General features: G+C 71.6%; 22 protein-coding genes. 6 read left to right on the top strand and 16 right to left on the bottom strand.

Features of this window, described 5'->3' with window-relative positions; translation table 11 throughout:
* The first annotated feature begins 31 nt into the window (after window positions 1-31).
* On the top strand, window positions 32-226 hold the full coding sequence (locus HDG69_RS10865) for a hypothetical protein (protein WP_216645454.1): 195 nt from the start codon (window positions 32-34) through the stop codon (window positions 224-226).
* 10 nt (window positions 227-236) lie between these two features.
* Window positions 237-617 carry a type II toxin-antitoxin system death-on-curing family toxin gene (locus HDG69_RS10860; RefSeq protein ID WP_171783782.1) on the top strand — a complete coding sequence of 127 codons (381 nt, stop codon included), beginning with the start codon at window positions 237-239 and terminating at the stop codon, window positions 615-617.
* A 20-nt stretch (window positions 618-637) separates the two neighbouring features.
* Here the strand turns inward: HDG69_RS10860 and HDG69_RS10855 are convergent, their stop codons facing one another.
* Genes HDG69_RS10855 through HDG69_RS10820 form a run of 8 tightly spaced genes read right to left on the bottom strand, consistent with a single transcriptional unit; the run spans window position 638 to window position 8,996 of the window.
* A complete protein-coding gene (locus HDG69_RS10855; RefSeq protein ID WP_171783781.1) occupies window positions 638-1,069 on the bottom strand; it encodes a TA system VapC family ribonuclease toxin in 432 nt (143 codons plus the stop codon).
* On the bottom strand, window positions 1,062-1,319 hold the full coding sequence (locus tag HDG69_RS10850) for a hypothetical protein (protein ID WP_171783780.1): 258 nt from the start codon (window positions 1,317-1,319) through the stop codon (window positions 1,062-1,064). The genes HDG69_RS10855 and HDG69_RS10850 overlap by 8 nt, the downstream gene beginning before the upstream one ends.
* 39 nt (window positions 1,320-1,358) lie before the next feature.
* The gene (locus tag HDG69_RS10845) at window positions 1,359-3,026 is read right to left on the bottom strand and encodes an ABC transporter ATP-binding protein (protein ID WP_171783779.1); all 1,668 of its coding nucleotides are present in this window, start codon (window positions 3,024-3,026) and stop codon (window positions 1,359-1,361) included.
* Window positions 3,023-4,705 (bottom strand): ATP-binding cassette domain-containing protein, encoded by a 1,683-nt coding sequence (locus tag HDG69_RS10840; RefSeq protein ID WP_171783778.1) that lies wholly within the window; start codon window positions 4,703-4,705, stop codon window positions 3,023-3,025. The genes HDG69_RS10845 and HDG69_RS10840 overlap by 4 nt, the downstream gene beginning before the upstream one ends.
* Before the next feature lie 3 nt (window positions 4,706-4,708).
* A complete protein-coding gene (locus HDG69_RS10835; protein WP_171783777.1) occupies window positions 4,709-5,722 on the bottom strand; it encodes an ABC transporter substrate-binding protein in 1,014 nt (337 codons plus the stop codon).
* The gene (locus HDG69_RS10830) at window positions 5,719-6,555 is read right to left on the bottom strand and encodes an ABC transporter ATP-binding protein (RefSeq protein WP_171783776.1); all 837 of its coding nucleotides are present in this window, start codon (window positions 6,553-6,555) and stop codon (window positions 5,719-5,721) included. The genes HDG69_RS10835 and HDG69_RS10830 overlap by 4 nt, the downstream gene beginning before the upstream one ends.
* Window positions 6,552-7,682: a FecCD family ABC transporter permease gene (locus HDG69_RS10825; RefSeq protein WP_343036386.1), complete on the bottom strand. Its 1,131-nt coding sequence runs from the start codon at window positions 7,680-7,682 to the stop codon at window positions 6,552-6,554. The genes HDG69_RS10830 and HDG69_RS10825 overlap by 4 nt, the downstream gene beginning before the upstream one ends.
* 51 nt (window positions 7,683-7,733) lie before the next feature.
* Window positions 7,734-8,996: a CDP-glycerol glycerophosphotransferase family protein gene (locus HDG69_RS10820; RefSeq protein ID WP_171783775.1), complete on the bottom strand. Its 1,263-nt coding sequence runs from the start codon at window positions 8,994-8,996 to the stop codon at window positions 7,734-7,736.
* 211 nt (window positions 8,997-9,207) lie between these two features.
* Between HDG69_RS10820 and HDG69_RS10815 the strand changes: the two genes are divergently transcribed.
* Window positions 9,208-11,823, top strand: a complete 2,616-nt coding sequence (locus HDG69_RS10815) for a glycosyltransferase (protein ID WP_171783774.1) — start codon at window positions 9,208-9,210, stop codon at window positions 11,821-11,823.
* 138 nt (window positions 11,824-11,961) lie between these two features.
* Here HDG69_RS10815 and HDG69_RS10810 read toward each other — a convergent pair whose 3' ends face one another.
* Window positions 11,962-13,599, bottom strand: a complete 1,638-nt coding sequence (locus HDG69_RS10810; protein ID WP_171783773.1) for a polysaccharide pyruvyl transferase family protein — start codon at window positions 13,597-13,599, stop codon at window positions 11,962-11,964.
* A gap of 175 nt (window positions 13,600-13,774) precedes the next feature.
* Here HDG69_RS10810 and HDG69_RS10805 point away from each other — a divergent pair, with 175 nt between their 5' ends.
* On the top strand, window positions 13,775-14,797 hold the full coding sequence (locus HDG69_RS10805) for a sulfotransferase family 2 domain-containing protein (RefSeq protein WP_171783772.1): 1,023 nt from the start codon (window positions 13,775-13,777) through the stop codon (window positions 14,795-14,797).
* Window positions 14,798-14,861: 64 nt separating this feature from the next.
* On the opposite strand, the gene HDG69_RS10800 is transcribed toward HDG69_RS10805, so the two are convergent.
* From HDG69_RS10800 to HDG69_RS10785, 4 genes are read right to left on the bottom strand one after another with little or no spacing between them, the layout of a single operon-like run.
* Window positions 14,862-15,503, bottom strand: a complete 642-nt coding sequence (locus tag HDG69_RS10800) for a sulfotransferase family 2 domain-containing protein (RefSeq protein WP_171783771.1) — start codon at window positions 15,501-15,503, stop codon at window positions 14,862-14,864.
* 11 nt (window positions 15,504-15,514) lie between these two features.
* Window positions 15,515-16,825 carry a sulfate adenylyltransferase subunit CysN gene (cysN, locus tag HDG69_RS10795; protein WP_171783770.1) on the bottom strand — a complete coding sequence of 437 codons (1,311 nt, stop codon included), beginning with the start codon at window positions 16,823-16,825 and terminating at the stop codon, window positions 15,515-15,517.
* A gap of 3 nt (window positions 16,826-16,828) precedes the next feature.
* Window positions 16,829-17,731 (bottom strand): sulfate adenylyltransferase subunit CysD, encoded by a 903-nt coding sequence (cysD, locus tag HDG69_RS10790; RefSeq protein ID WP_171783769.1) that lies wholly within the window; start codon window positions 17,729-17,731, stop codon window positions 16,829-16,831.
* Window positions 17,728-18,627 (bottom strand): inositol monophosphatase family protein, encoded by a 900-nt coding sequence (locus HDG69_RS10785; protein WP_171783768.1) that lies wholly within the window; start codon window positions 18,625-18,627, stop codon window positions 17,728-17,730. The genes cysD and HDG69_RS10785 overlap by 4 nt, the downstream gene beginning before the upstream one ends.
* A gap of 141 nt (window positions 18,628-18,768) precedes the next feature.
* Between HDG69_RS10785 and cysC the strand changes: the two genes are divergently transcribed.
* The gene (cysC, locus tag HDG69_RS10780) at window positions 18,769-20,001 is read left to right on the top strand and encodes an adenylyl-sulfate kinase (RefSeq protein ID WP_171783767.1); all 1,233 of its coding nucleotides are present in this window, start codon (window positions 18,769-18,771) and stop codon (window positions 19,999-20,001) included.
* 22 nt (window positions 20,002-20,023) lie between these two features.
* Here cysC and HDG69_RS10775 read toward each other — a convergent pair whose 3' ends face one another.
* Both HDG69_RS10775 and HDG69_RS10770 read right to left on the bottom strand, forming a co-directional pair.
* On the bottom strand, window positions 20,024-20,989 hold the full coding sequence (locus tag HDG69_RS10775) for an ABC transporter ATP-binding protein (RefSeq protein ID WP_343036385.1): 966 nt from the start codon (window positions 20,987-20,989) through the stop codon (window positions 20,024-20,026).
* On the bottom strand, window positions 20,982-21,977 hold the full coding sequence (locus HDG69_RS10770) for an ABC transporter permease (protein ID WP_343036384.1): 996 nt from the start codon (window positions 21,975-21,977) through the stop codon (window positions 20,982-20,984). Before HDG69_RS10770 ends, HDG69_RS10775 begins: the two co-directional genes overlap by 8 nt.
* A gap of 115 nt (window positions 21,978-22,092) precedes the next feature.
* Here HDG69_RS10770 and HDG69_RS10765 point away from each other — a divergent pair, with 115 nt between their 5' ends.
* Window positions 22,093-23,370 (top strand): CDP-glycerol glycerophosphotransferase family protein, encoded by a 1,278-nt coding sequence (locus tag HDG69_RS10765; protein WP_171783766.1) that lies wholly within the window; start codon window positions 22,093-22,095, stop codon window positions 23,368-23,370.
* On the opposite strand, the gene HDG69_RS10760 is transcribed toward HDG69_RS10765, so the two are convergent.
* Entirely contained in the window at window positions 23,371-24,849 is a 1,479-nt protein-coding gene (locus HDG69_RS10760) for a glycosyltransferase (RefSeq protein ID WP_171783765.1), read from the bottom strand.
* Window positions 24,850-24,958 lie beyond the last annotated feature (109 nt).

The raw sequence follows: 24,958 nt of genomic DNA, 5'->3' as shown, positions 1-24,958 counted from the left end.
CCGTGCTGCGCCCTGCACAAGGGAGGACCTCATGCCCCGGACCATCCGCTTCGACCAGGCGACCGAGCAGGCGCTGAAGCAGGTCGCCCGCGACGAGAACATCTCCGAGAACGCTGTCATCAACCGTGCCGTCCAGGAGTACGCGAACAAGCGGACCGCGTTGCGCGACGAGCTCATCCGCCAGATCGTCGCCGAGGACAAGCCGCTGCTCGACCGCCTCGCATGACGGGCTCCCCGTGACCACCTTCGTCGACGAGGACGACCTTCTGGCCGCAGCCGCTGCGGTGCTCGGCGGCCCACCGGGGGTCCGAGACACAGGACTGCTGTCCTCCGCCGTCGGCCGACCCCGAGCGAGCATGCTCGGAACCGAGGCGTACCCAGGCATCCACCAGAAGGCTGCCGCCCTTCTCGACTCCGTCGTCAAGAACCACGCGTTCGTCGATGGCAACAAGCGCGTCGGCTGGGTCGCCGTCAGGCTGTTCTACGCCTACAACGGCCAAGCGCTCCGCATGGACCACGCTGATGCGTACGACCTCGTCATGGCGATCGCATCAAGCGAGCTGAACGACGTCGCCACCATCGCGGCCCGCCTCGCGGCGTGCACGACACCGGCCTGACCGCTCCTCCTGCCCGTCGGTCAGCCGGCGAGCGTCAGGACGTGTCGCCGGTCCGAGGGCGCCAGCGCACGCTCGATCTTGGCGTCGAGCGTGACGAGCACGCCACGACGGTCCGCAGCCAGGTTCAGCAGGTGGAAGTCCGTCACCCGGCGATGCCCGACCATGCGCGCCAGGTCGACGACCGGGTCGGCAAGGCTCGTGTCGTCGCGCCAGAACTCGTGCTGTCGCCGTGCACGGACACGACGCAGTGCGGCGAGCGCATCGGCGGTGGACGCACCAGGGTTGGCGGCGGGGTTCGACAGCAACCGCACCAGCCCCTGCTCGGTCGTCGCGCACGTGGCGAACGCCAGGACTCCCCGCAACCAGCCGAGGGCCGTCGCGTGGTCCACGTGCGCCGTGACATGGGCGGCGAACAGGACGTTGACGTCCGGCAGGTAGACGCGATCAGCCACGCCGGGTCTCCGCGACGGCATCGACGTCGTCCTCGTCGAGCAGATCGGCCACCTGTTCGGTGGTGATCGTCGGGCGGTCCGGGTCGAAGACGAGGAAGTCCTCGTCCCGGGCGGAGAGCAGGTCAGCCTTTTCGACGAGTCGCGCCACGGTGGCTGCGCGCGGCTCCCCGGCCATGGCGTTCCGGTCGATGATCGCCGCCAGCCGCGCCGTCTCCGTCAGGTGGATGCGTCGTCGTGTCGCTGCAGACATGGAATCCATGTTGTCCGATCTGGCTGCCACATGGAATCCCTACCGGTCGCCGAGGGAGACCTGGCGGTCGGCGGCGGCGATCGTGGCCGGCCGGTGCGCGACCAGCAGCGTCGCCCGGTGCTCGGCACGGCCGAGGAGCTCGAGGAGCGCGGCGTCGGCCTCGGGGTCGAGGGACGCCGTCGGCTCGTCGAGGACCAGGACGCGCGGCTCGCGCAGGAGCGCCCGGGCGATCGCGACCCGGGCACGCTGGCCGCCGGAGAGCCCGCTGCCGTGCTCCCCCACCGGCGTGCCGAGCCCGGCGGGCAGCCCGGCCGCCGCGTCGAGCAGCCCGGCCGCGCGGGCCGCGGCCTCCACCGCGGCGTCGGACGCATCGGGGTCCCCGAGCACGATGTTGGAGCGCACCGTGCCGCGCAGCAGCGGTGAGGACTGCGGGACGACGGCGAGGCGCGCGCGCAGCTCGACGTCCGGCAGGGTGCGCACGTCGTCGCCGTCGACCCGCACGGCACCCCTGTCCGGGTCCCACAGCCGTTGCGCGAGGCGGGCCGCGGTGGTCTTGCCCGCGCCGGACGGACCGACCAGGGCCACCACCTCCCCCGGCCGGACGTGCAGGCTGAAGTGCTCCAGCACGGGCCGCGCCGGGTCGTAGGCGAAGCTGACGCGGTCCAGCACCAGGCCCGCCTCCTCCGGCACCGGGTCGGGCCGCAGGCCGGCACCGGGCGCCGCCACGGCGTCGTCGTCGGAGGTGCCCTCGGGTCCGACGACGGCGGGCGGCAGGTCGAGCACGCCGCCGATGCGTTCGGCCGACGCCCGCAGCGTGCTCGCGCTGCGCAGCAGGTCCGCGATCTGCGCGGCGGGCCCCAGGCCCGCGACCGCGACGGTCACCGCCAGGGGGATGTCGGCCGGGGCGATGGCGTCGCGCTGCAGCAGCACGACGGCGAGCGTGCCGAGCGCGGCGGCGGCCAGCGCGACGTCGGCGATGCCGCGCTCCAGGCCCAGCCGGGCCGACTCGCGGACCTGCAGACGGGCGAGGTCGCGCGTGTCCTGCGCGACACGGTCGAGCTGGGCGTCGAGGGCTCCGGCACCGGTGAGCTCACGCAGCCCCCGGACGGTGTCGAGCAGCTCGGAGCGCACGGCGGCGGAGCCGGCCGCGAGCGCGTCGCTGTCCCGCCGGGCCCGCCGGGCGGTCGCCAGGGGTACGACCACACCGAGGACGAGCAGCGGCACCCACACGAGCAGCAGCGACGGGTCGATCGTGACGGACACCCCGGTGCTCACGGCGAGGACGAGCAGCGCGCTGAGGCTCTGGGCGGCGGTGTGGGCGTAGAGCCACTCCAGCGTCTCGATGTCGGAGACCACGGTGGTGGCCAGCTCGCCGGTGCGCTTCTGCCGGGTCCTGGACGGCAGGGCCCGGCGCAGCGCACCGAAGACCCGGCCGCGCAGCACCCCGATGAGCCGGTAGGCCAGGTCGTGCGACACCCACGACTCCCGCCACGCCGCGAGCGACGCCAGGACACCCACCGAGACCAGCGCGGCGGCGGGGCCGATCAGCCCGAGCGGCTCGCCCGCCACGACCCGTCCGACGACGACGGCCAGGCCGAGCGCGAGCCCGAGCACCGCCGCCTGGGACACCACGCTCCACAGCACCGTCTCGACGAACCGGCCGCGGTGAAGGGTGACCACCGGCAGCAGGCGCAGCACGGCCCTCATCGCGCACCCGCCGGGGCCTCGACGACCGGCGCCCCGTCGCCGGTCGCGACGATCCGACCGTCCTGGAGACGCACCCACCGGTCGGCGTGCGTGCAGGCGCTCTCGCGGTGCGCGACGACGATCACGGTGCGCTCCCGCGTGGCGGCCACGACCGCATCCATGACCCGGCGCTCGGTGCCGACGTCGAGCGCCGAGGTGATCTCGTCGAGGACGAGCACGGGCGCCGGGGACAACAGCGCCCGGGCGAGCGCGAGGCGTTGACGCTGGCCACCGGAGAGCTGCCCGCCGTCCTCGGCCAGGACGGTGTCGTAGCCGTCCGGCAGGGACTGGACCACCTCGTGGACGTCCGCGGTGCGGGCAGCCTGCTCGATCTGTGACCCGGTCGCGTCGGGCCGGTACAGCCGCAGGTTCTCCCGCACGGTCCACGCGAAGAGCGTCGGGTCCTGCGGGACGACGACGACGCTGCGGCTGCGCGCCGTCGGGGTGTAGTCGGGCAGGCCGAGGCCGCCGACCCGCACCACGCCCTGCTGCGGGTCCACGTCACGCTCCAGGAGCCGCGCCAGCGTGCTCTTGCCGGAACCCGAGGGGCCGACGACGGCGACGGTCTCCCCCGCGGCGACGCGCAGGCTCAGGTCTCGCACGCCGGTGGTGCTCCCGGGGTAGCGGTACGTGACGCCCGTGAGCTCGATCGTCCCGGTGGCGGCGGGAGCGGCATGGTCGCCGGCCTCGACGACCGACGGCCGCATCGACAGCAGCCGGTCGAGGCCGTCGACGGCGGTCAGCCCGAGATAGCCGGCGTGCCAGGTGGTGCCGAGGTCCTGCACGGGGCGGAAGCACTCGCGGGCGAGCAGCAGCACGGTGACGGCCACCGGGGCGCGCACGTCGCCGGTGAGCACGCCGTGCAGGGCGGCGACGACCGCCAGTGCGGTACCGAGGTGCAGGGCCAGCGCACTGACCGCGGTCTCGACGAGCGAGACCCGCAGCTGGGTCATGGTGGAGCGGCGCAGGCCCTCGGCGGTGGTGGCCAGCCGGTCCGCGACGCGGCCGGTGGCCCCGAAGGCACGCAGCAACGGGACCTGCTGCAGCGCCTCGACGAAGTCCGCCGAGAGCCGGGTGAAGACGTCCCAGCGTCGGCGCCCGTTGCGCAGCAGCCGCGCGTCCCACACCCGGGGTGCGAGGACCGCGACGGCGGCCGCGACGGCGAGCACGGCCCCGGCGGCCGTCGAGCGCACCGCCACGAGACCGACGACGGCGGCCGGCACCACGAGCACGACGACCAGCTGCGGCAGGTAGCGGGTGTAGTAGGCGTCCAGGCCGTCGACGCCGTCGATCACCGTGGCCGCCACCTCGCCCGCGTCCCGCTCCGCGGCGGGCACCGCGACGAGCCGGGCGAGCAGCCGACGCCGCAGCCGCAGCCGCACCGACGCCCCGAGCCGGGTCGCGACCGGTTCACGTACCGCGACCACCACACCGCGGACGACGGCGATCGCCGCCAGCGCGACGAGAGCGGGCAGCGTCGAGGCCAGGTCGCCGTCGTCGCGCACGAGCGTGGCGATCACCGAGCCCGCGGTGAGTGCGAACCCGACGTGCATGGCGGACAGCAGCACGCCGACGCCGGCCAGGGCGAGGATCACGCCCGGCACGGCGCCGGCGAGCTGCAACAGCCGGCGGTGGACCACCGGTCAGAACGCGTCGGGGTAGAGCTGCTCGGCGATGTCCCGCACGATCGTGATGTTGCCCAGCGTGCCGGGGAAGACGTCGGAGCTGGAGACGGCGATGAGCCGGTCCTCGGTGACGGCCGGCAGGTCGGGGAACGTCGTCGTCAGGTACTCGCGGGTGGCGGCCTCGTGCTCGGCGTCGTAGGCGGAGAAGACCAGGGCGTCCGGCTCCTCGGCGGCCAGCGACTCGGGCGTGATGGTCGCGGCGAAGAAGTCCGCGAACATCGGGTCCTCGGGGCCGTAGACGTTGTCCGCGCCCGCCAGCCCGAGGATGTCGTACTCGATGCCGGCACCGATGGCCTGCAGCGTGGTGCCCTCGACGTAGACCTGGGCGACGCGCAGCGGGTCGACGTCCTCGATCGCCGCGGCGACCTCGTCGAGCTGCGCCCGGCTCTGCACGACGAGGTCGGCGGCCTCGTCCTGGACGCCGAAGATCTCGCCGAGGTTCTCCAGGTCGTCGAACAGGTCGGTCACCTCGCCGGTCATGCGGCGCTCGGCGCACCCGCCCGTGGCGACGTAGACGGTGGCGTCGGCCTGCTCGAGCTGGTCGATGCTCGCGAAGCCCTGCTCGGCGGTGAACTCGTACGTGGTGGGCGAGTACACGAAGTCGGGCTCGACGGCCAGGAGGTCCTCGCGGCTCGGGGGCATGACCTCACCGATGACGGGGACGTCCGCCGCGAGCGACGCGACGTCGTCGGGCAGCGCCTGCGCGGCCGCCTGGGCCTGTCCGGCGAGCCGGTCGGCCAGGCCGAGCCGCAGCATCAGCTCCGTCTGGGCGGGGTGCATGCCGACGGCGGCCTCCGGGGCGCCCTCGACGACGACCTCGCGGTCACAGTTCTCCAGCGTCACCGTGGTGGCGGCGTCGGCGTCGGTCTCGCTCGCCTCGGAGGTCACGGACGACCCGCAGCCGGAGATCACCAGAGCGGTCGCGCTCAGGGTGCCGATCGCGGCGGCGTGACGGAAGGTTCGGGGGTTCATGTGGGGATGCTGCTTTCTGTCCGGAGATCGTGGGAGGAGGGCTCAGGGGCTCGTTCTGCGGCTCGTTCGGTAGCAGGCTCGAGCCGGCGGAAGCCGAAGACGGGGTCGTGCCCGCCGAGCACGCGCACGTCGACCCGGAACGTCGAGCGGATGAGCTCGGGGGTGAGGACCTGCTGCGGCGGGCCGGCAGCGATCACGCGTCCGGCGTCGAGCACGACGACGTGGTCGCAGTACTGCGTGGCGAGGTTGAGGTCGTGCAGGGCGGCGATCACGGTGCGCCCGAGGCTGCGCACCGTGCTCAGCAGCTCGTGCTGGTGGCTGATGTCCAGGTGGTTGCTCGGTTCGTCCAGCACCATGACATCGCTCTGCTGCGCGAGGGCGCGGGCGAGCATGACGCGCTGCCGCTGCCCGCCGGACAGCGTCGCGACCATGCGGTCGGCGAGGTCGGTGATCTCGGCGCGACGCATCGCGTCGGCCACCACCTCGACGTCCTCGGCGGTGTCGCGGCCGAAGGAGGCGTGGTGCGGCACCCGGCCGAGCATGACCGTCTCCTCGACGCTGAGGTCGAAGTCCGTGGGCGGGTCCTGGAGCATGACCGCCACGGCCCGGGCCGCCTGCCGGCCGCGGAGCCTCTGGACGTCGCGTCCGTCGATCCGGCACGTGCCGAGCCGTGGCCGCACGGCACGGTAGACCGTGCGCAGCAATGACGACTTGCCGCTGCCGTTCGGCCCGACGAGGCCGACCACCGCGCCCGGCTCGGCGACCAGCGAGGCATGCTGCACCACGTCGCGACCGCCGAGGGTCACCGTGATGTCGTCGAGCTCGACCCTCATCGTCCGAACCCCGCTCGTTCCGCGCCGCCGCGACGCATCAGCCAGAGGAAGAAGGGCGCCCCGACGAACGCCGTGAGGATGCCCAGGGGGATCTCGGTGGGGGCGGCCACGGTACGGGCGAGAAGGTCCGCCCCCATGAGGAACACCGCCCCGCCGAGCACGGTGACGGGCAGCATCCGCCGGTGGTCCGCACCGACGACGATGCGGGCGATGTGCGGGATGACGAGGCCGACGAACCCGATCCCGCCCGCGACGGACACCACCGTGCCGGTGAGCAGCGAGGCGACCACGAGCAGCAGGCCGCGCAGCCGGGTGGCGTCGACGCCGAGCGAGACGGCGGACTCGTCGCCGGTCATCAGGGCGTTGAGGGAACGTGCCAGCAGGCCGGAGACGACGACGGCGGCACCGAGGGCGAGCGCCGGGCCGATCAGGCTCGACATCGTGGCCGCGGACACGCTGCCGAGCAGGAAGAACAGCACGCTGACCACGTTCTGCGCGCTGGTGGTGATCGTCAGGTAGCTCGTGACCGCGCTGAACAGGGTTCCCAGGGCGACCCCGGCCAGGATCATCCGTGTCGGCGACAGCGCCCCGTCCTTGCGGGCGAGCGCAGCCACGCACAGGCACGCCCCCAGGGCGCCGGCGAAGGCCGCAAGGTTCAACGACAGACCGCCCAGGGCCGCGGAACCGAAGACGATCACGAGCACAGCTCCCACGCTCGCGCCGGAGGACACTCCCAGGATGTAGGGCTCAGCCAGCGGGTTGCGGACCGTGACCTGCATCAGGGCGCCGGCCAGCGCCAGCCCCGCCCCGGCCAGCCCGGCGAGCAGGGCGCGCGGCAGCCGGAACTGCCAGACCGCCTGGTCCTGCAGCGGGGTGAGCGAGCCGTCCGACATCCACGGCATCCCCGGGACCAGGTGCCCGAGGACGATCTGGGCGGCCTGGGTCGGGTCGACGTCCACCGCACCGACGGCGCCCGAGACCACGACGAGCAGGAGGAGGCACAGCACCAGGGCCACGCAGGTCCACCACGTCCGGCGCGCCAGTCGACGGCGAGCGCTGAGCCGTGGGTTCGACGCCGATCCCGCCTCCGCCGTGGTCGAGGCGCGCGAGGTCGATGAGATGGGCACGCGACGGAACCTTACGGAGAACGATTCTCATCCGCAAGCGACCTGCTGCTGTCAGCGCCCTAGCCGCTCCAGCTCCGCCTCGTGACGCTCGATGGCGGACTCGCACGCCGACACGAACCGCTCCAGCGACGCACCCGGGGCGACGTCTCCGAGGTAGTACTCGACGAGCCGGCGGCGCTGCTCACGTGACGGATCCTCCGCCGCCTCCGTGCGCAACAGCTCGGCGGCACCGTTGACGTCGTCGACCCGCAGTCTCCGCGCCACGCGGAGCAGCGGCGTCGCCGCGACCGTCGCCCACGGAGCGGCGACGTCGGTGACGATCAGCGGCCGCAGCGTCGGCAGCCACTCGGTCGCAGCGGCCGAGATGTCGCAGACGAGGACGTCCGCCTCGGCGAACGTGGCAGCCAGCTCACCGGCGGTCCGCACCGCGTGTCCCGCACCGGGGTCGGCAGCCGCAGCGGTCGAGACGACCTCCCGCACCTCGGCGTCGGCGTCGGCGTACGGCTGGGAACGCACCCCCGTCAACGGATGCGGTCGGTAGAGCAGCCGCAGGCCGGGATCGGCGACGACGGCACGGGCAAGCTCCGGCCCCAGCACGTCGACCGACCCGTAGGCCACCGACGGGTTGGCACCCTCCCAGGTCGGCGCGTACAGGATGGTCGACCGCTCGGACCTCTCGGAACGCTCCCGGCTCACCGGGTCCGGCCCGAGAAGATCGAGCTGGGGCCGTCCGACCGGGATGCACCTCGACTCGGCGTCGAAGTACGGCAGGTTGCGCGCGAACCGATCGACGGCCGCCTTGCCGGCGACGAACACGAGGTCGTAGGCCTTGTGCTGGTTCGAGACCGAGACCGTCTTGTCCGAGTCGCCGTGGAGCAGCGAGACGTGGACGAGCCCGCCGAAGCTCAGCATCGTGAAGTTCTGCGGGCTGTGGTTGACGTAGAGGGCCAGGCGGACGTCGCTGTCGGTCAGGATCTCGTCGAGCGTCGCATGCTGAGCGACCGTCACGACACGCAGCGGCGTCTCCGCGCGAACGAGCCGTGCCGTGCGCGAGTCGCCCGTGATCACCACGAGCGGGACCCGTCGGTCCAACGCCTCCAGGGCCGTGTACCACTGCCGGAGCTGGTACATGCTCTCCGGCGGGTCCCCGAAGAAGACGACGGCACGCGCCGACAGCGTGGTGCCCTGCAGCACGGCATCCTCACCAAGCCCGTCGGGCACCCCGCCCGGCAGCAGACCCAGGCGGCGGATCAGCTTGCCGCCGGACGAACGGACGGAACGGCGCAGCCCAGCGACGCGCGTCGCACCGGCCATGAGCACCTCGCTTCTGCCTCCGGCCTGGCGAGCGCCAGACACTTCGGAGCAGTCTAGTCACCGGCCGGTCAGCCGAGACATCGCCCCGACGGACAAGGCTCGGGCAGGGTTCATCGAAAGTTCACGCAGCGGCTAGACTCGTCGCTCCTGCGCCGAACAGACTCCGGCCACGGTGCACACTGACGTACAGAACGAACTTGGAGCAACCTGGATGGCAGGCAAGCCCGCGATCAAGAGCCTGGTCCGGCGGTATGGCCGCGCACTCGACTTCGAGTCACACGCCTACTGGCGTGAGCGACCGATCGTGCCGGACACGGTGGTCTACGAGTCGTTCGCCGGCAACGGCATGCTGTGCAACCCCCGGGCGATCTTCGAGGCGCTGCTCGCGGATCCCGCCTACCGACGACTCAAGCATATCTGGGTCCTCGACTCCGACGAGGCCATCCGCGCAGCGCGGTCGAGCTGGCCGAAGAATGTCCAGTTCGTTCGCAAGGAGTCCCGCGCCTACTACCGGGCCCTGGCCACGTCGCAGTACCTCGTGAACAATGCGACCTTCCCGAACCAGTTCAGCAAGCGAAGCGGCCAGATCTACCTCAACACCTGGCACGGCACCCCTCTGAAGAAGATGGGGTACGACATGCCGGGCGGGGGAAGCAGCTCGCGCAACGTGCTGCGCAACTTCGTCATGGCGGACTACCTCGTGTCGTCGAGCCCTTTCATGACCGAGCAGATGTATCTCACCGGGTACAAGCTCCGTGGGATCTACCGTGGATCGATCCTCGAGTCGGGCCTGCCGCGCATCGACGTCCAGCTGGAGGACGAAGCACGCGCACGGGCGCGGCGCACGCTCGAGAAGGCCGGAGTCCAGGTCGGCGACCGCAGGGTCATCCTCTACGCGCCGACGTGGCGCGGTTCGTTCTACCGGCCCAGCGACGAGACCACGCAGCTGCTGGAGACCGTCGCGACCCTGCAGAGAGAGGTCGGCACCGACCACCTCGTCCTGCTCAAGACCCACCAGGTGGCCTACCAGGCCGCCGTGCGCAGCGGGCTCGGGCGCGGCGTGATCGTGCCGAACGACATCCCGACGAACGAGGTCCTCGCGGCGACCGACACCCTCGTCACCGACTACTCGAGCATCTTCTTCGACGCCCTGCCGACCCGCACGCCCCTGGCGTTCTACATGCCTGACGGGCAGGAGTACGACTCCACCCGTGGGCTCTACGAAGCTCCCCAGGACCTGCCGGGCCCGGTGGCCTCCAGCCTCGCCGAGCTCGCAGCAGCGGTGCGCGAGCTCGTCGAGTCGGGCCTGGACGGCCTCGACCCCCAGCGGGCCGCGGCCTACGACCGCTTCGTGGAGCAGTACGTACCGCACGAGGACGGCGGGGCCACGCAGCGGGTGATCGAGAACGTGTTCGGCGGGCGCGCGAGCGGCACCGTGCACGACGGCCTCGACGACGACGGCCGTACGTCGCTCCTCGTCTACGTGGGCGGGTTGCGATCGAACGGCATCACCACGTCGATGCTCAGCATGCTCTCCGCGCTCGACCCGACCAAGTACGACGTCTCGGCCTTCTACGGACCGCCGGGGAGCGCCGACGAGCGCAAGAACGAGAAGCTGCTCCCCGAGTCCGTGCGGGTCTTCCCGCGCGTCGGCGGCTACAACGGCTCGAAGCGCCACCGCGCGGCTCGGCGGTCGCTCTTCAACGGTCTCCACGAGTCGCACCACGAGGTGAACCCCGAACAGATCCGCCCCTACTTCCGCGACGAGTGGCACCGGTGCTTCGGCGAGGCCGAGTTCGACCACGTCATCGACTTCAGCGGCTACGGCCCGATGTGGCCCAACATCCTGCTGGCGGCGCCGTCCGGACGGAAGTCCATCTGGCTCCACAACGACGTAGTAGCCGACTCGCAGCGCGAGGTCGACGGCAAGCGACCCCTGGAACAGGGTCTGCGTGCCGTCTTCTCGACGTACCGGTACTTCGACAGCATCGTGTCGGTGTCCAGCACGCTCGCGGCGATCAACCGGGAGAAGCTCGCGGACCACGCTCGCCCCGAGCAGTTCACGCACGCGCGCAACCTCCTCGACGGCGAGCGCGTGCTCCGGCTGTCAGGCCGCGAGGCCGACCTCGGCCCGGACCGGGCGCTCCGCCCCGGCGAGGAGTTCGGGAAGGATCTGGCGACGGACCTCAGCCTCCTCGAGGACCTCTACGGCCCCGAGCGGATCCAGGAGCTGACCGCACGACGCGAGAGCGTGTCCCGCGCGTTCGAGGGCACGGGGCCGCGGTTCATCACGATGGGCAGGCTCTCCCCGGAGAAGAACCACGCACGACTCATCAACGCCTTCGCACAGGTCGTCGTCGAGCATCCCGACGCACAGCTCGCCATCCTGGGGACCGGGCCGCTCGAAGGCGAGCTCCGAGCACTCGTCGGTCTGCACGGGCTCGCCGGCAACGTCCACCTGACAGGCTTCCAGTCGAACCCGTACGCCGCACTGGCAGCGTCCGACTGCTTCGTGCTCTCGAGCGACTACGAAGGACAACCCATGGTGATCCTCGAGGCACGCACCCTGGGCGTACCCGTCATCACCACCAGCTTCGGGTCGGCCGCCGGGGCCCTCCAGGACGACGAGGGACTCGTCGTCGCCCGGGACACCGATGCCCTGGCAGGCGGGATGCTCCGGTTCCTGGAGCAGGGCATCCCCCACAAGCCCTTCGACGTCGGCGAGTACAACCTCGAGGCTCTCGACGAGTTCCTCGCGGCGATCAGCTGGACCGGTCAGGGCTCGCCCGTCGCGGCGCCGGTCGACGCGATGACGAGCAGCTCGTAGGCAGGGGGCCACCAGCCCGACGGCTGGTGGCGGCCACGGACCCAGCAAGGCCTCGGGGCCCGAGCGACGTCGTCGCTCGGGCCCCGAGGCCTTGCTCGTCCCTGCGTCTCGCCCGTGCCGTACGGCCGGGCCCTCGGCTCAGCGGGAGGGGACGAGGCGCCGCAGGCGCCGTGCGACCGCCCGCGGCGCCCGCCGGATGTCGCGCTTGAGCGCGTGCGGCAGAGCCATCCGCAGGGCCTGGTCTCGCTCGTCGCGCAGGACGCGGATCTGCTTGACGGCCGCCACCTTCTCGTGGCGCACGCGGTCGAGCTGCGTGCGCGAACGATCGAGCTTCCCCGTCAGTCGCTCGATCCGGCCCTTGAACTTGGCGTTCTGCTCCTCGAGCCGGGAGTTCTGCTCGAGGGTCTCGCTCAGCTGCCTCGCCAGGTCCGCGACCTCCCGCCGCTGGAGGGCCAGGGTGTCCGAGGTCGACGTCAGGGTGTCGAACTCCCACCCGGAGACGCCCGGCACCGCCCACTCAGGCAGCTCTGCTCGTGCGGCAGGTGGCGTCCAGCGGCCGGTCCTGGCCAACCCCTCGACAGCGGCCCACCAGGCCAGCTGCTCCGCCCGCCGCACGGACGACGCGTGCGCCACGTGCTCGTCGAAGGACGCTCGATTCTCGATCACGGCACGGACGGAGCGCTGCAGCCCGCCCGACAGCCAGTAGTCGAGCGGGAGAGCAAGATCCGTCAGCCCCACGTTGCCGAGCGCACCGCGCATCCGGACCGACGAGTAGTGGCTGAGCACGAGCCCGAACGAGGGAACCCCGAGCGCCGGCCCGAAGACGACCGGGTGGTACCGGGTCGACAGGGTGAACTCGGCACCCTGCGTGAGGGCCAGGGTGGTCCGGGCGTCGATCATCGGCAGGGCGTGCACACGACCGCTGGTGGACGCTGCCTCGATGGCCGTGTTCAGCAGCTGGTCGTTGCGAGCGGGCTCGACGAACGAGCCCATGTGCGCGACGAGATAGACGTCCAGGTCGTGCTCGGCGACGAGCTCGTCCAGGAGGCGCGTCAGCTCGGAGACGTAGGTCTCCTGGTTCATGCCGGACGTTCCCGTGTGCGACGTGAAGCTCGCGATGATGTAGCGGCCCTTGCGGGCGAGCACGGCGGGCCCTGCGGCCTCGACGGACGGGGCAGGCGACAGCAGGGCCGCGTCGTCCATCGTGAGCACGACCTGTCCGTCCGCCCCGACGAGCTCCTGCATGAGCTGGTAGGTCGTGGCCTCACGGACGCCGAAGGCGACCGCGGACCTGCCCAGCTCGGTGACGAGCTCGCGGTCACGGTCGGTGAGCGCCGGGCCGACGGTCTGGCTGCTCACGACCAAGGGCGTACCGGTGGCGCCGGCCATCCGCGCCAGGGCCACCCGGTCGTACAGGTGGTGCGTCCCCTGGGAGTTGAGGTTTCCACCGCCGCCGATGACCATGACGTCCGCGGCCTCGACCGCCTGGAACACCTTTGCGGCGGGGCCCGGAAGCGGGCGCGAGGACGCGAGCGCGTCGGTGATCTCCTCGAGCAGCGCGTCCTTCTGCTGCCGGGACATGACCTTGCGGAAACCCGGGCGTGCGACCGCCGGCAGGTCGTAGCGCTCGGTCGCCGCGGCAGGCTGGCCGGCGATCAGGGTGACGTCGATGCCGACCCCGGTCAGCACCTCGGCCGCCGCCTCCGACATCGCCTCGTCGCCCAGGTGGTACATCGAAGTGAACCCCAGGTCGCCGATCACCAGGGCACTCGTCATAGAGGAACTCCTTGTCGATGGTCCCGACTGGCGGGATCAGGACGATCTGTCCCAGGAGAAGGGTACGGGGTCGGCTCGTGGCGCCCTTGCGCCGCCGGCGTGACCGTCGGAGCCGTCCGCGCCCCGCCGACGATATGATCCGATCCCCCGTACTCGACGACCCCGGACCGGATTGATGGCCTCCCCGCTCACGACACGAACCGCTCCCCCCAACTCCTTCGTCATCCCCGACCGGAAGATCGCCTACCTGTCGGTCACCAAGGCCGCCTGCACCTCCCTGCGTTGGATGGTCGCCGACCTGTCCGGCGAGGACCTCGCGAGCTTCCCTCGGAGCACCGGAGCGACCCAGACCCAGCTCATGACGATCCACGGTGGACGGGAACGGTGGAAGAAGACGCCGACCCTCGGCGAGCTCGGTGCCGAGGCCCTGAGCGCGGTCCACCCGGACAACGGCTGGTTCGTCTTCGCGGTCGTGCGCGATCCCTGGAGCCGGCTCTGGTCCGCGTGGCAGTCGAAGTTCCTCGTGCAGCACGGCAAGTACCTGCGCGACTACGCGGACGAGCCGTTCTACCCGCGGGTACCGACCAGCGCCGGCGAGGTGATCGAGGACTTCAGGCAGTTCGCCGTCCAGCAGCCCTGGCGGAGCCACCCCCTGCTGTCGACGGACACTCATTTCCGTACGCAGTCCGCCGCCCTGGCGCTGGACGTCGTTCCCTACTCGCGCGTGTACGACGTCCACACGATGCCCGAGCTGCTCGCGGACGTGCACCAGCACCTGGCAGCGCTCGGCAGGGACCAGGAGCTCTACGTCCCCCGTGCGAACGAGACACCGCTCCCCCCGGTGCGAGACCTGTTCGACGACGAGGTGCGCCGCTCCGTCGAGGACGCCTACGCCGCAGACTTCGAGGCCTTCCCGGGCCGCTGGACTCTCGACCAGGTCCGGTTCGTCGACTCCTGGAGCGACGACGCGCTGGCGAACGTCCGTGCCCAGGTGGCCGCGAACGAGCGCATCGGGGCCCTGAGCACCCGTGCACGAGAGTTCAACCAGGAGCGCAAGGAGGTCGCCGCACTGCTCCGGGACACCGAACGGCAGCTCGCCGACGCGCGCCGACGCGCCGCCGACCTCGAGTCCGAACCGCTGTGGCACGTCGCCGCGCGGCGGGCCAAGCGTCGCGCACGACGCTGGCTGCCCGGGTAGCGGGGCTGTCGGTGCGCGTCCCCGGCCGGCTCCCCCTCGCGGGGAGGCCGGCCGGGGGGCCGCGTCAGTAGCTGAAGGTCTCGTAGTCCTTGGCGTAGAACTTCTTGAGGCGCCGCTCCAGCCGTCGGCTCACCTCGACGTCGCCGCTCGGGACCCCGCTGGCCTTCTCGCTGGTGCGCGCCCGGCCGATCCCCGAGGGGAGGCCGAGGTCGTAGTCCTGGTTCAGGACGGTGATCGCGCGGTCCAAGCCGTCCTCGAACCAGAACACCTTCGCCCGGTCGACATGGAACTCCACCTGCGGCCGCAGATGGTTGCCCAGGACATAGGGGTTCCGACCGTAGCGGTCGAGCACCTTGTCGGCCCAGGCGTCGACGGCGTCCGCCGAGGTGTCGACCTCAGCGGCACCGGGCCGCATCTCGGAACCGTTGCGCCAGGCGTACTCGGACCTGAAGCGCGCGACCGGCTCGCGCACGACCATGAAGACCGCGTCGAACCTGCCCAGCCGGAAGTTCTGCCGCAACATCGCCGCATGCATGTGCTGCGGCGTCGTCCGCCGGTAGTCGTTGACCGTCCCCTTGCCGATACGCCCGTCGTGGTAGGACATCTTCCACCCTGCACCGACGAAGTGCTTCTCGATCGAGGAGCCCCCCGTCTTCGGGACATGGATGAAGAGCACCCCGCGGCCGTCCTTGGTGAAGATCGGCATGGCAGCGCCCCTCAGACCCGGTGCGGGAGTCCGCCGACCATGCCGGCGGCGACCGTCTTGTTGGTGGACTCGTCGACCAGGATGAAGGACCCGGTCTCCGGGTTCTGCTGGTACGGGTCGACGAACAACGGCTGGGTGACCCGGAGCTGGATGCGACCGATCTCGTTGAGCTTGATCTCGGTGACGTCCTCGTCGCGGTGCAGCGTGTTGACGTCCACGCGGTAGTTGATGTTCTTGACCATGGCACGCGCCCAGCGGGTCGTGTGCTTGATCGCGTACTTCTTGCCCACCGTCAGCGGAGCCGACTCGTCCATCCAGCAGATCTGCGCGTCGATGTTCTGCAGCGAGGCCGGCGTGTTGTTCGGACGGGCGATCATGTCACCGCGCGAGATGTCGATCTCGTCGGTCAGGCGCACCGTGACGGCCATCGGGGGGTAGGCCTCCTCGACGGGGCCGTCGGCGGTCTCGATCGACGCGATCGTCGTCTCCAGGCCGGCCGGCAGCGCCACCACCTTGTCGCCGGGCTTCATCACGCCGGAGGCCACCGTGCCCGCGTACCCGCGGTAGTCGCGCGAGTCGTGGGACTGGGGCCGGATCACGTACTGCACCGGGAAGCGGACGTCCACGAGGTTGCGGTCGGAGGCCACGTGCAGCCGCTCGAGATGGCTGAGCAGCGGCGAGCCCTCGTACCACGGGGTGTTCTCCGAGCGGTTGACGACGTTGTCGCCCTCCAGCGCGGAGATGGGGATGAACGTCAGGTCCGGGACGCGCAGCCGTGAGGCGAACTCCGTGAAGTCGCGACGGATGCTCTCGAAGACCTCCTCGGAGTAGTCCACGAGGTCCATCTTGTTGACGCACACCACGATGTGCGGCACGCCCAGGAGCGTCGCGAGGAAGGTGTGCCGGCGCGACTGCTCGATGACTCCCTTGCGCGCGTCCACGAGGATGAGCGCGACGTCGGCCGTCGAGGCGCCCGTGACCATGTTCCGCGTGTACTGGGTGTGGCCCGGGGTGTCCGCGATGATGAACTTGCGCTTCGGCGTCGCGAAGTAGCGGTAGGCGACGTCGATCGTGATGCCCTGCTCCCGCTCGGCCCGCAGGCCGTCGGTGAGCAGCGAGAGATCGGTGTAGTCGTTGCCGCGGTCCTTGGAGACACTCTCCACGGAGTCGAGCTGGTCCTCGAAGATCGTCTTCGAGTCGAACAGCAGGCGGCCGATGAGGGTCGACTTGCCGTCGTCGACGGACCCGGCCGTCGCGAAGCGCAGCAGGTCCGTGGAGCCGTCGGTCAGGGCCTCGGCCAGGTTCTCGGTCGTGGTGCTCATGGCTTAGAAGTAGCCCTCTCGCTTGCGGTCCTCCATGGCTGCCTCGCTCACCTTGTCGTCGCCTCGCGTGGCGCCGCGCTCGGTGATGCGCACCGCGGCGGTCTCCTCGACGATGGCGGTCAGCGTGGTGGCGTCGGACGCGACGGCGGCCGTCAGGTTGGCGTCACCGACGGTGCGGTAGCGCACCGAGCGACGTTCGGACGTCTCGCCCTCCTTGAGCGGCGTGAACTCGTTGACCGCGAACAGCATGCCGTCGCGCTCCACGACCTCGCGCTCCTGGGCGAGGTACAGGTCCGGGATGTCGATGTTCTCCGCGGCGATGTAGGACCAGATGTCCAGCTCGGTCCAGTTCGACAGCGGGAAGACCCGGATCGACTCGCCCTGGTGGACGCGGCCGTTGTACAGGCTCCAGATCTCCGGGCGCTGGTTCTTGGGGTCCCACTGACCGAAGTCGTCACGGAAGGAGAACACGCGCTCCTTGGCCCGTGCCTTCTCCTCGTCGCGGCGGCCCCCGCCGAACGCCGCGTCGAAGCCGTGCTTCTCGACGGCCTCCAGCAGCACCGGCGTCTGGATCCGGTTGCGCGAGCCGTTCGGCTCCTCCTTGACCAGACCGCGGTCGATCGCGTCCTGCACGGAGGCGACGACCAGCTGGATGCCCAGCCGCTCGACCCACCGGTCACGGCAGTCGAGCACGGTCTGGAAGTTCAGCCCCGTGTCGACGTGCATGATCGGGAACGGGATCCGCGCCGGCGCGAAGGCCTTGGCCGCCAGGTGCAGCATGACGATCGAGTCCTTGCCGCCGGAGAACAGCAGCACGGGCCGCTGCATCTCGGCGACCACCTCACGGATGATGTGGATGCTCTCCGCCTCGAGGCTGCGGAGCTGGCTCAGGACGTGGGATGTCACGACTGGGCACCTTCCTTGATCGCCACGCCGACTCCCTGGAGCGCCGCGCGCAGGTGCACGGCCAGGGCCGGGTGGCAGACGAACAGATCGGGGAGCCAGGGATCCTGGCGGTTGTACTCGAGCGGGGTGCCGTCGAGCCTCGTGCAGTCGTACCCGGCCGCGAGCGCGACCGCGACCGGAGCCGCGGAGTCCCACTCGTACTGGCCGCCGCCGTGCACGTAGGCGTCGACCGTACCGTCCACGACGGAGACGACCTTCACACCGGCCGACCCCATCGGGACCAGCTCGACGTCGTCGCGCCGGGCCAGCTCGGCGACGAACGCGGGCGGACGGCTCCGGCTGGCGGCGATCCGCAGCGGCCGCTCCCCCGCGAGCACGGCACGGGCGTCCGCCTCCCGGTCAGCGGCCGGAGACGGCGCACCGGTCGTGTGCACCACGCCGCGCGCGGGCAGGGCCACCGCCCCGGCGGCCAGGCCACCGGGACCGTCCGTGACGTCTTCGACGCCACGGACCCACAGGGCGACGTGCACGGCGAAGTCGTCGCGCCAGGGTGCCGTGCCCGCTTGAACGTCCGCCGAACGCTCGGCGAACTCGCGCGTGCCGTCCAGCGGGTCGATGATCCAGACCCGGTCGGCGTCCGTCCGCGCGGCGTCGTCCTTGGCCTCCTCGGACAGCACGGCGTCGCCGGGTCGGGCGTGCGCGAGCGCGGCGGCCAGCCACGACTGGGCGGCCGCGTCACCGGCGTCCTTGAACACGCGTGGCTCGAACGTGCCACCGGCGGCGTCGGTCTCGGCACGCAGCGCGAGCAGGACGGACCCGGCACCCTCGGCCAGTGCGGCCGCCAGGGCGGCGTCGTCGAGCACCCGCTCCGGGTAGGCGGGGGTGATCGTGGTCATCGAGCTCCTCGGTGTCTCGGGAGGTGGCGCGCGTCGGCTCCAGGCCGTCGCTGAGGCTACCATTTCGAGCATGCCTGCCACCCGGATCCACCGACGGCCGAGACACCCACGACCCGGCACCCCGGACGGCACCACGATCCCATGAACCTCCCCGCGACGACGCACGTCCTGACCTCGGACGAGCTGGACCTGCTCGAGCTCCACCTGGGCGGCGGCACGCCCACGATGGCGCTCGGCACGGTGACGGACCGACCCGTCACCCTCACCGACGCCGAGAACACGCCCCTCGCCGTCCTGGAGAGCGACGGGCGCGCCACCCCCGTGAAGCCCTTGGCCCGCGCCGCCGGACCCCACTGGGACGCCGCCCTGCGCCGCGGCGCCCACGACGTCCGCGACGAGGTCCGGCGTGCCGTCGGACCCGACGCCGACGTCCTGGCCCTGGTCGTCGACGAACCGCCCACCCGGGACGAGATCGACGCCCTCGCGGACCTCGCGGCCGGCACTGCCGCCGTCGTCGTCCTCGCACCCGCCACGCGCCGCACCCCCCCGCCCGGCACGCTCGGAGGCCCCGGCCTGGCCCGCGCCGCCGCCGTCGTGCGCGACGCGCTCCTGGGCGCCGGGGCGCGCGCGACCGCGGCCGTCGTCCCCTGGCCCGCGGCCATGCCGGTCACGGCCGAGCTGCGCTGGGACGACGTCGCCGCCGCCTACGGGGCGGACCGGGCCCTCCGGCTCGCCGACCGCCGCACCCAGGAGACCCGCGACCGGTTGGCGCGCCTCGACCGCCTCTGGGCCGACGAGGTCGCCGCCCTGTACCCCGACCCGGTCGCCGCAGAGATCTCCCGCACCGCCCAGGGCGCCCGCCGCGAGGGCACCGTCGTGTTCTTCACCGGCCTGTCCGGCTCGGGCAAGTCGACGGTCGCCCGTGCGCTGGCCGCCGAGCTCGACGACGAGGGGCTGCCCACCACGCTCCTCGACGGGGACGAGGTGCGCCAGCACCTGTCCAAGGGCCTCGGCTTCGACAAGGCCTCCCGCGAGCTGAACGTCGAACGGATCGGCTACGTGGCCTCGCTCGTCGCCCACCACGGCGGGATCGCCGTCGCAGCCCCCATCGCACCGTTCGCCAGCGGGCGGGCCCGCGTGCGCGAGCTCGCGCAGGCCGCGGGGCGCTTCGTGCTCGTCCACGTGTCGACGCCGCTGGAGGTCTGCGAGGCACGCGACCGCAAGGGCCTGTACGCCAAGGCGCGCGCCGGCGAGATCGCTGAGTTCACCGGCATCTCCTCGCCGTACGAGGAGCCGGACGACGCCGACCTGGTCATCGACACGTCGGTGACGTCCGTCGAGGACGCCGTCGCCCAGGTGCGCTCGGTCCTCTGACCGCGCGCACCGGGCAGGGCCGTCAGCCCTTCCGCTTGTTCTTCCCCCCGTTGCGACCGCGGCGGGTACCCCCGGCACGGCCGCCCGAGCGCGCCTGACGGTGGGCCCGGACGAACTGCCGGTAGGCGGCGGTGACCTCCTCGACCGGCCCGTCCATGACGAGCTTGCCCTGGTGCATCCACAGCACGCGGGTGCACATCGCCTCGATGGTCGAGATCGAGTGGCTGACGAGGAACACGGTGCCCGCCTGCTGACGCACCTCCTCGATCCGGGCCTTGGACCGCGCCTTGAAGGCGGCGTCGCCGGTGGCCAGCGCCTCGTCCACCATGAGGATGTCCGGGATCGCGGCCGAGCTGATCGCGAACCGCAGGCGGGCAGCCATGCCCGAGGAGTACGTCTTCATCGGCAGGTCCACGAAGCTGCCGATGTCGGCGAACTCCACGACCTCGTCGAACTTCTCGTCGATCTGCTTGGGCGTCATGCCCAGGGCCAGACCACCGATCTCGATGTTCTTCGCCCCGGTCATCTGCGGCATCAGCGCAGCGTTCACGCCGAGCAGCGCCGGCTCCCCGTCGACGAAGACGGAGCCGGAGTGCGGCGGGATCAGTCCCGTCACCGCCCGCAGCAGCGTCGACTTGCCCGACCCGTTGATGCCCACGATGCCGATCGACTCGCCGTGGCGCGCCGTGAACGACACCCCGCGCACGGCGTGCACCTCGCTCACCGCCCCGACGTGCTGGCGTCCCGCGCCGAGGAGGCGCTTGACGAACGGCTTCTTCGGCGGCGCGGCCTTCTCGACGTGCGCCCCGGACTTCTCCGCCTGCTCGCGGCTCTTGCCGCCGAACACCCGGAACACGATGTGCAGGTCGTCCACGACGAGGCACGGGTCCCCGAGCGGGATCGCCTCCGCGTGCTCGCCGACGTCGTCCTCCTCGACCTCCAGGTCGAAGTCGAGATGGGCGTCGGCCTCGGTCACGTCGTCAGTCACGTCCGTACCTCTCCTCACCGCGCCAGAAGATGATGAACCCGGCCACGAAGAACACGATCGCCCAGATCACGCCGAGGATCCACATGGTGGGGTCCTGCACGAAGGCCTCCTCGTCCATCAACGACGAGCGGCCCAGGTAGAGGTAGACGGCGATCGGCTGGTACTCCAGGATCGGACCCAGCCAGACCTGGAGGGCGTCCGGCAGCTCCTGGACGTACCGCACCACCGGGAAGATGACGCCCGAGCCGTACATCGCGAACCGCAGGACGAACGAGATGACGTTGTCCAGGTCCGGGGTGATCGCCACCACGCGGGCCATGATGAACGCCAGGCCCATGTTGAAGATCCACAGCAGGGCCACCGCCGGGACCAGCAGGAGCCACTCCCAGGTGACCGGCACGAGGTCGTTCTCCCCCATGTAGCCCGAGCTCCACACGATGAGGCACATGACCACGAGGGCCGGGACGAGCGTGGTCAGGTGCGACATCACGTTCGAGATCGGCAGCACCGCCCGGGGGAAGTGCAACGAGCGGATGAGGTTGGTCCGCTTCGCGATCGACTGCGCCCCGCCGTTGACGGACTGCTCCACGAAGCGGAAGAGGAAGACGCCGATGACGATGAACGCGACGACGTTCTCCACGCCGCCGCGGGCGATGTCGAGCAGGAGCCCGAAGATCAGCACGTAGACGGTCGCGTTGAGGATCGGGTTCAGCACGGCCCAGAGCTGGCCGAGGTAGGTGTTCTGGTTGCGAGCGTAGGCCGACGCCGTGCCGAGCACGCGGATGAACGCCCAGCGTGAGGCGACGTCCTTGACGTACGCCCACAACGGGGGCCGGACGCCCATCTTGGTCAGGCCGTACCGCTCGGCCAGCGCGAGGCGCTCGGCCGACGAGATGGCCGGCACGATCGGGTCCGGGGGCACCGGCGCCGGGGGTCGTTCGCCGCCCGGCGAGGCCGCGCCCGCGGCCGGGGTCTTCTCAGAGGTCACGGTGGGTTGCGAACCTGTCCTTCAGGGGGATCCGACCGCCTGATACTACCCACAAGGTGAGATACTGAGCGCCGCCCGCCCCCAGGACGACGGCCCATGGCCGAGGAATGAACCGATGCCGAGAACCAGCGCCCCTGCCCGTCACCCGTTCGCCCGCGCCCGCGCCGGGGTCGCCAACGCGATCCTGTCCCTCGGGGCGCGACTCAAGCGAACCCTGCGCACGACCGCCGGCAGCGGACCACCGTTCGACCTACCGCTGACGCAGATGCCGCAGGTGCCGGTCGTGGCGTACTTCGCGGACTCCCCGGCGACGATCTACCAGATCAAGCAGTGGCTACCCGTCTTCGAGCAGGTGGCGCAGCGCCAGCCCTTCCTCATCGTGACCCGCAAGATGGACACGACCCGCCAGCTGCGCGGGCTCACGGACCTCCCGGTGGCCTACGCCCGCACCATCGACGGCGTCATCGCGCTCTACGACCAGGTCGAGGTCAAGACGGTCGTCTACGTCAACAACGGGATGCGCAACTTCCAGTCCCTCATCTACCAGAGCGCGCTGCACGTGCACGTCAACCACGGCGAGTCCGACAAGGTCTCCATGGTCTCCAACCAGGCCAAGGCGTACGACCGCGTCGTCGTCGCCGGTCAGGCCGCGATCGAGCGTCACCGACGCGCCCTCGTCAACTTCGACGCGAGCCGGCTCGCCGTCTGCGGCCGCCCCCAGCTCGACCTCGACGTCGCGCCGACCCTCCACCCCGACGGCTCCGGCCGCCGGACCGTCCTCTACGCCCCCACCTGGTCCGGGGAGAACGACGCCAACAACTACACCTCGCTCGACCCCTACGGCGTGGACATCGTGCGCACCCTCCTCGCCCAGGACGACGTGCGCGTCGTCTACAAGCCGCACCCGCGCGTCATCAACAACACCGACCCCGGCTGCGGTGCCGCGCACGAAGAGATCCTCCAGCTCGTCCAGGCGGCGAACGACGACGGCGGCAAGCACCTCCTGCCGTTCGACGCCGACCCGCTGAGCGTCTTCGAGGGGGTCGACCTGCTGGTCACGGACATCTCCTCCATCGGCCTCGACTTCCTCTACCTGCACCCGCAGACGCCCGTCGTGCTCACCGACCGGCGGACCGACCGGGCCCAGCTCGTCTCGGAGTCGCCGATCGCCGGCGCCGTCGACGTCGTCGACGCCGACACCGTGGGGGACCTTGCCGGCATCATCCGCCGCAACCTGTCCGAGGACCCGCACCGCGACGCCCGGACCACCGCCCGCAACCACTACTTCGGCTTCGAGCGGGGCGAGTCGAGCACACGGTTCCTCGACTTCGTCGACGAGTGCGTCCAGCACCGCGACGAGCTCGTCACCGCCAGGGCGTCCGGCACCCGCTGATCACGACGGGGAGGACGTCACGGGCACGGCCCCACCGGCCACCCGTGCGTCCGCCCGTCGCATCGCCGCCTCGAAGACCTGCGCCCACCGCGCCACCACGGCGTCGTCGGCGTACTGCTCCGCCGTCCTCCGTGCGGCCCGGCGCATCCGGCGCACGGCGTCGTCGTCGAGGCGGAGCAGCCGTTCGACACGGGCAGCGACTCCGTCGACGTCGCCGTCCGGCACCAGGAACCCGTCGGTGCCGTCGGTGACGAAGTCCGCCGGGCCGTAGCGCACGTCGTAGACGATGGGCAGGCAGCCTCGCGACATGGCCTCGGCCAGCACCAGCGGGAGCCCCTCGCTCCGGCTGGTCAGGAGCAGGTACGACGCCTCGCTCAGCCGGTCGGCGGCCCGCGGCACGTAGCCGTGCAGCCGGACCCCGCGCGTCGTCCTGGCCAGTGCTTCCACGTCCTGGCGGCGCGGACCGTCCCCGTAGACGTCGAGCCGCAGCGCCGATCCGGTCCGTTCCACGGCTCGGGCGTGCGCCGCGACGGCGTGGTCCACCCGCTTGCGGTCCGAGAGCTGGGCGATCACCGCCCCGGCCCCTCGCGGCCGGGGCCGGTCCGGGTCGACCCGCGGCAGGTCGGTGCTGTTGGGCACCACGTGGACGTGGTCCCGCGGCCCCACGCGCTCCAGGAGGTCGCGACGCTGCCCGTCCGTGAGCAGCACCACGGCATCGAAGTCGTCCAGGTGCTGCACCAGAGCCCGGCGGCTCCCGGAGAGCGGCCCGTGCGGGTCGGTGGCCCCGCTGCGCAGGTGCGCCCCGTGCACGACGTGCGCCACCACCGTGCGCGGCCGGTCGAGCCGTGCGAACGGCCGGACCATCGACTTGCTGTCGACCACCACGTACGTGGGCCCGGGCGGCAGGATCCGGTCGATCCAGTCGGCGTAGAGCTGCCAGATCGACGTCCACCGACGTCCTCGGCGCCCCTGGCGGTCGACGAGCCGCACGACACGTCCCCGGCCCCGCACCCGCTCCACCGCCGCCGGCGTGCCGTCGGGCCGGAAGTGCAGCCGTCGCACGAGGTTGCCCGCCTCGTCCGTCTCCGAGCGGTAGAGCTGGCCACCGTCGGCCCGCGGCCAGACGGCCGGCCGGGCGTCCGGCTCGACGCCGAGGTCCTCGTCCGGCCAGGCCGCCAGGTCCTCCCACAGGTGCTGGAGCAACGTCCCTCCGACCAGCTCACCGGCCCGGCTCAGCCGCGTCCGCGCCGCCGCGGCATCCAGCGTGGGGTCGAACGTCAGGATCCGGACCGGCGACGCGGTGTCCTGCGCGAAGGCGCGCGACCGCCGCAGCATCGCCGAGGTCATCCCTCCGTAGTCCGAGGGGACCGTCCACGTCACCGCCACGTGGTTCCCGGCGGGCAGCACCTTCCCGGCAGCGGTGGACGAACCCGGGTCCGGTTCTCGCAGCCTGTCGCGTAGTGCGCGGAGCAACGACATCCCATGATGGTAGGCACGCGGGGACCGAGCCCGCCGGACGGACACCCGCTGGATCCGAGGAGGACCGTTGTTGCGACAGATCTGGAACAGGCTGACACGGGCGACCGCA

The sequence above is a fragment of the Isoptericola halotolerans genome (assembly GCF_013149785.1).
GTDB classification, from domain to species: domain Bacteria; phylum Actinomycetota; class Actinomycetes; order Actinomycetales; family Cellulomonadaceae; genus Isoptericola; species Isoptericola halotolerans.
Note: the sequence above shows the minus strand (reverse complement) of the source record. Positions and strands in the feature narration are given on the sequence as shown.

Coding starts and splice junctions, on each gene's coding strand:
- HDG69_RS10865 (WP_216645454.1), top strand. CDS start 32: ATGCCCCGGACCATCCGCTTCGACCAGGCGACCGAGCAGGCGCTGAAG.
- HDG69_RS10850 (WP_171783780.1), bottom strand. CDS start 1,319: ATGTCTGCAGCGACACGACGACGCATCCACCTGACGGAGACGGCGCGG.
- HDG69_RS10845 (WP_171783779.1), bottom strand. CDS start 3,026: ATGAGGGCCGTGCTGCGCCTGCTGCCGGTGGTCACCCTTCACCGCGGC.
- HDG69_RS10835 (WP_171783777.1), bottom strand. CDS start 5,722: ATGAACCCCCGAACCTTCCGTCACGCCGCCGCGATCGGCACCCTGAGC.
- HDG69_RS10830 (WP_171783776.1), bottom strand. CDS start 6,555: ATGAGGGTCGAGCTCGACGACATCACGGTGACCCTCGGCGGTCGCGAC.
- HDG69_RS10820 (WP_171783775.1), bottom strand. CDS start 8,996: ATGGCCGGTGCGACGCGCGTCGCTGGGCTGCGCCGTTCCGTCCGTTCG.
- HDG69_RS10815 (WP_171783774.1), top strand. CDS start 9,208: ATGGCAGGCAAGCCCGCGATCAAGAGCCTGGTCCGGCGGTATGGCCGC.
- HDG69_RS10810 (WP_171783773.1), bottom strand. CDS start 13,599: ATGACGAGTGCCCTGGTGATCGGCGACCTGGGGTTCACTTCGATGTAC.
- HDG69_RS10805 (WP_171783772.1), top strand. CDS start 13,775: ATGGCCTCCCCGCTCACGACACGAACCGCTCCCCCCAACTCCTTCGTC.
- HDG69_RS10800 (WP_171783771.1), bottom strand. CDS start 15,503: ATGCCGATCTTCACCAAGGACGGCCGCGGGGTGCTCTTCATCCATGTC.
- cysN (WP_171783770.1), bottom strand. CDS start 16,825: ATGAGCACCACGACCGAGAACCTGGCCGAGGCCCTGACCGACGGCTCC.
- HDG69_RS10785 (WP_171783768.1), bottom strand. CDS start 18,627: ATGACCACGATCACCCCCGCCTACCCGGAGCGGGTGCTCGACGACGCC.
- cysC (WP_171783767.1), top strand. CDS start 18,769: ATGAACCTCCCCGCGACGACGCACGTCCTGACCTCGGACGAGCTGGAC.
- HDG69_RS10765 (WP_171783766.1), top strand. CDS start 22,093: ATGCCGAGAACCAGCGCCCCTGCCCGTCACCCGTTCGCCCGCGCCCGC.
- HDG69_RS10760 (WP_171783765.1), bottom strand. CDS start 24,849: ATGTCGTTGCTCCGCGCACTACGCGACAGGCTGCGAGAACCGGACCCG.